Origin of the sequence: Actinotalea sp. C106 (genome assembly GCF_023630195.1) — a bacterium.
Lineage (GTDB): Bacteria > Actinomycetota > Actinomycetes > Actinomycetales > Cellulomonadaceae > Actinotalea.
In genome coordinates this window covers 1-4,577 of sequence record NZ_JALPKN010000254.1, presented here as the reverse complement: position 1 = coordinate 4,577, position 4,577 = coordinate 1, and the positions used below count along the sequence as shown (strand labels likewise).

Annotated in this window: 6 protein-coding genes and 1 pseudogene; 5 read left to right on the top strand and 2 right to left on the bottom strand. The window is 73.1% G+C overall.

The window, feature by feature from the left end:
• The 5 genes and pseudogenes from L0B03_RS14280 to L0B03_RS14260 all read left to right on the top strand — a co-directional run.
• A pseudogene (locus L0B03_RS14280) lies at positions 1-463 on the top strand (SAM-dependent methyltransferase); the annotation flags it as partial.
• Positions 463-1,599: a glutamate--cysteine ligase gene (locus L0B03_RS14275; RefSeq protein ID WP_250446935.1), complete on the top strand. Its 1,137-nt coding sequence runs from the start codon at positions 463-465 to the stop codon at positions 1,597-1,599. The pseudogene L0B03_RS14280 and the gene L0B03_RS14275, both read left to right, overlap by 1 nt.
• Positions 1,600-1,712: 113 nt before the next feature.
• Complete coding sequence (locus L0B03_RS14270) at positions 1,713-2,093, top strand: PadR family transcriptional regulator (RefSeq protein ID WP_250446932.1); 381 nt, start codon at positions 1,713-1,715, stop codon at positions 2,091-2,093.
• Positions 2,090-2,266 (top strand): hypothetical protein, encoded by a 177-nt coding sequence (locus tag L0B03_RS14265; RefSeq protein ID WP_250446929.1) that lies wholly within the window; start codon positions 2,090-2,092, stop codon positions 2,264-2,266. Before L0B03_RS14270 ends, L0B03_RS14265 begins: the two co-directional genes overlap by 4 nt.
• Positions 2,263-2,787 carry a hypothetical protein gene (locus tag L0B03_RS14260; RefSeq protein ID WP_250446926.1) on the top strand — a complete coding sequence of 175 codons (525 nt, stop codon included), beginning with the start codon at positions 2,263-2,265 and terminating at the stop codon, positions 2,785-2,787. The genes L0B03_RS14265 and L0B03_RS14260 overlap by 4 nt, the downstream gene beginning before the upstream one ends.
• A gap of 45 nt (positions 2,788-2,832) precedes the next feature.
• On the opposite strand, the gene tsaD is transcribed toward L0B03_RS14260, so the two are convergent.
• Positions 2,833-3,891 carry a tRNA (adenosine(37)-N6)-threonylcarbamoyltransferase complex transferase subunit TsaD gene (tsaD, locus tag L0B03_RS14255; RefSeq protein ID WP_250446923.1) on the bottom strand — a complete coding sequence of 353 codons (1,059 nt, stop codon included), beginning with the start codon at positions 3,889-3,891 and terminating at the stop codon, positions 2,833-2,835.
• 9 nt (positions 3,892-3,900) lie between these two features.
• A complete protein-coding gene (gene rimI / locus L0B03_RS14250; protein WP_250446921.1) occupies positions 3,901-4,467 on the bottom strand; it encodes a ribosomal protein S18-alanine N-acetyltransferase in 567 nt (188 codons plus the stop codon).
• Positions 4,468-4,577: the final 110 nt, after the last annotated feature.

The following is a 4,577-nucleotide window of genomic DNA, read 5'->3' as shown; positions in this document are numbered from 1 at the left end:
CGACGGCCCCGGGCGCAGCGCCCTGGTGCTGCGGGGGGCCGCCGCCACGACGCTCCGCGCCCCCGAGGGCGAGCTCCCGGTGGCCGAGCCCGGTCCCGTGGGCGCCTACCTGCACGAGCCCGACGGCGCGGTCATCCGCTCGGGGCTCGTCTCGCTGGTCGCCCAGGAGGTGCAGGGACGGCTGCTGGACCGCACGATTGCCTACGTGACCTCGGACACCCTCGCCACGAGCGACCTCGCCACGAGCTACCGCGTGCTTGACGTGATGCCCTTCGGGCTCAAGAGGTTGCGCACGGCGCTGCGCGAGCGTGGCGTGGGTCGGCTGACGATCAAGAAGCGGGGCACCGCCGTCGTGCCTGAGCAGCTGCGCAAGCAGCTGGACCTGCGGGGGGACGCCGAGGCGACCGTGGTGCTGACCCGGATCGCCGGGAGCCAGCAGGTGCTCCTCGTGGAGCCGGTCTGATGGAGATCCCCTTCGCCCGCTCCGAGCGCTCCACGATCGGGATCGAGTGGGAGCTCGCCCTCGTGGACAGCGACTCGGGGGACCTGCGCCAGGTCGCCCAGACCGTGCTGGACGCGGTGGCTCCTCCGCAGGGGGGCGAGCACCCGACGATCCGCCAGGAGCTGCTGCTCAACACCGTCGAGATCGTCACAGGGGTGTGCCGGACGGTCGGCGAGGCCACCGCGGACCTCCAGCGCAGCATCGACGAGCTGCGGGCCGTGACCGACCCGCTCCGCGTGGAGCTGATGTGCGCCGGCACGCACCCCTTCGCCCGCTGGACCCAGCAGAAGGTCACCGACAAGGCCCGCTACGCGACGCTCATCGACCGCACGCAGTGGTGGGGCCGCCAGATGCTCATCTACGGCGTCCACGTGCACGTCGGCATCGAGGACAAGGCCAAGGTGCTGCCGATCCTGCGGGCGGTGCTGACCTGCTTCCCGCAGCTGCAGTCCCTCTCGGCCTCCTCGCCCTTCTGGGGCGGCAAGGACACCGGCTACGCCTCGAACCGCGCCTTGATGTTCCAGCAGCTCCCGACGGCGGGGCTGCCCTTCCAGTTCGACACCTGGGAGCAGCTCGAGTCGTACACGGCGGACATGATCCACACCGGTGTGATCGACCAGTTCGACGAGATCCGCTGGGACCTGCGCCCCTCCCCCCGCTTCGGCACCCTCGAGATGAGGATCTGCGACGGCGCGTCCAACATGACCGAGGTCGCCGCCTTCGCGGCGCTCATCCACTGCCTCGTCGAGCACTTCTCGACGATGATCGACGAGGGCGAGCCGCTGCCTGCGCTGCAGCCGTGGTTCGCCCAGGAGAACAAGTGGCGGTCGGCCCGTTACGGCATGGACGCGATCATCATCCTCGACGCGGCCGGGCGTGAGGAGCTCGTGACCGACTCGGTCGAGCGCCTGCTCACCGACCTGGCCCCGACCGCCGCCCGGCTCGGCTGCACGGCCGAGCTCGAGGGGGTGCGCACGATCCTGCGGCGCGGCGCGTCCTACCAACGTCAGCGGGCCGTGGCCCGACGCAACGGTGGTGAGCTCGACGCTGTCGTCGCCTCTCTCGTGGCCGAGATGCGGGCGGGCAAGCCGCTCTGAGCTCGCGGTCCCGCGCGCGACGCTCGGGCCTCGGCCCGACGCTCCCCTCTGCCTCAGAGCCCCAGCTATACCCGGTACTTGGCAATACCTAGTACCAGGTATAGCCTCGTCTCATGGCCCGGGACCCGCAGCTGCTCAAGGGCGTCCTGCCCATGCTGGTGCTGCGGACCCTCGCCCACCAGGAGTCCTACGGCTACGAGCTCGTCACCCGGCTCCAGGCCGCGGGCCTCGAGGACATCGCCGCCGGCACCGTCTACCCGATCCTGTCCCGGCTCGAGCGGGAGGGGCTCATCACCTCACGTCTCGTGCCCTCGACCAGCGGTCCCGCCCGCAAGTACTACCTGCTCACCACCGCGGGCGACGAGCACCTCGGTCACGCCGTCGCCGGCTGGCACACCCTGAGCGCCACGGTCGCGCAGGTGCTCGAGCGGCCACCGACCGCCGCACCGGCCGCCGCAGCCCCTCCGACCGACACGACCAGGGACCAGCCATGACCACACCCCTCACCACCCGCGACGGCCCGGACGGCATGGGCCTCGAGAGCAGCTTCTCCTGGCCGAGCCTGATGCTCCTCGTGACCGTCCTCGCCGGCGCCTTCGCCCTCGGCTCGCGATCGTGGCGAGCCATCCCGACCCTCCACCCGCGACCTCACCAGGAGCACCCATGACGACGAGTCCGGCGCCTGCACGGCGCCCCAGCCTGCCCGACCGTGTCCGACGCGAGGTCTACCTGACGCGGGTCAGCTGGGCCATGCAGGACTACCCGAGCAAGGCCTTCACGGGGATCAAGCGCGAGCTCCGGGCCGAGATGACCGCGGCCGCGGCCGAGGTGGGGATGCGTCAGGCCATCACCGACCTCGGGCACCCCCGGGTGCTCGCCGAGGGGTACACGGCCGAGCTCGGCCGTCGGCTTCCCCGCTACGCCACGGGGGCCGCAGCCGCGGTCCTGGCCGTCGGCGCCCTGGTGTACCTCGCGGGGGCCTACGCGACGGGGACCCTCGACGCGATCGAAGCCATGGGCGGCGGGACCGTCACCACGCACCCGCTGGGCGCGGTGACGACCTTCACGCACACCGCGACCGAGCTCTCGGTGCAGACCTCCATGAGCTGGCAGGGCGCCCTGATGCACGGAGCGACCGCAGCCGTGGCCTTCGTGCTCGGCTCGCGCCTGTGGCGGCTGCTCGGCTGAGACGACCCCCGGGGCAGGACGAGCCCTGGGGCCGCTCCCCGTGGGTCAGACCGTGACCTGGGTGAGCGGCATCGAGGAGTCGACCGCGAGGTCGAGGGGCGAGGCCGGCAGCCCCCGACGGACCACGGCGGCCCCGAGCGCGGCGATCATCGCCCCGTTGTCGGTGCAGTAGCGGATCGGGGGGATGCGGACCGTGATCCCCGCCTCGGCGCAGCGCTGGGCCGCCAGCTCCCGGAGCTGGGAGTTGGCCGAGAAGCCACCACCGATCACCAGGGTGTCGACCTCGTGGCGGCGGCAGGCCGCGATCGTCTTGGCGGTCAGCACGTCGGCCACGGCTGCCGCGAAGGAGGCAGCGACGTCGTGCAGCGGGATCTCCTGGCCCGCGTCCTGACGGGCCTCGACCCAGCGGGCGACCGCCGTCTTGAGACCCGAGAAGGAGAAGTCGTCCGCGTGCCGGGCCTGGTCCTTGGCAGCCGTGAGCCCGCGCGGGAAGCGGATCGCCTCGGGGTCGCCCTCCCGCGCGAGGCGGTCGATGTGCGGCCCACCCGGGTAGGGCAGGCCCAGCAGCCGACCCACCTTGTCGAAGGCCTCCCCTGCGGCGTCGTCCAGGGTGTGGCCGAGCTCGGTCACGTCGGTCGCGACGTCGTCGACGAGCAGCAGCGAGGAGTGCCCGCCCGAGACCACCAGCGCCATGACCCGCTCGGGGAAGAGGCCGTGGACCAGCTCGTCCACCGCCGCGTGGCCGATCACGTGGTTCACCCCGTGCAGCGGCACCCCCAGACCGACCGCGAGCGCCTTGGCCGCCGCGGCCCCGACCGTGAGCGGCCCCACGAGCCCGGGCCCCGCCGTGACGGCCACCGCCCCGACCTGCCCCAGGTCGACGTCGGCCTCGGCCAGGGCCCGCTGGATGGTGGGCACCATGGCCTCGAGATGGGCCCGCGAGGCGATCTCGGGGATGATCCCGCCGAACCGGGCGTGCTCGTCGACCGAGCTCGCGACGGCGTCGACCAGCAGCTCGGTGCGGTCGTCGTGGATACGGGCCAGGGCGACCCCGGTCTCGTCGCACGAGGTCTCGATCCCCAGGACCAGGGAGGCGTCAGGCATGGGACCAGCCTATTCGCCGGGCCCGGGGGTCGATGACCCCTCGGCCGCGCCGCGCCCAGGCCGTGGCTGCTGCTCGGGCTGCAGCGCTAGCTCCATCGTGAAGGCGTCGACGTCCTCGGGCTGGTAGTAGCGCCGACGGCGACCGATCGTCCGGAACCCGGCCCGCTCGTACAGGCCGATCGCCGCGGCGTTGTCGACCCGGACCTCGAGCAGCACCGCCCGGGCAGCGAACCCGCGGGCACGGTCGAGGAGGGCGTCCAGCAGGAGGCTCCCCAGCCCACGTCCCTGCTGGGCCGGGGCGACGCCGATGGTCATCACCTGAGCCACCTCGCCGTCGAACCAGAGCCCGGCGTAGGCGATGAGGGCCGGTGACGGCCGTGCCCCCACCGGACCCGGCGCCCCGGGACCGTCCTGGTCGAGGCCGACGTACCAGCGCCCCGGACCGTCGAGCTCCTCCTGCACCATGGCCGTGGACCAGGCCGACGGGCCGAACAGCTCGCGCTCGAGACGCACGACCTCGACGACGTCCGCCCGGACCAGCGGCCGCAGCACCGGGGCCGGGGGGCCCTGCGTCATCCGCTGACCCGCTTGCGCCCGGCCGAGGGCGTGACGTCGGGGCGGCGCAGGTACAGGGGCTCGGTGGGCATCGACTCGCCACGCTCGGCGCGGCGCAGGGCGAGCACGGC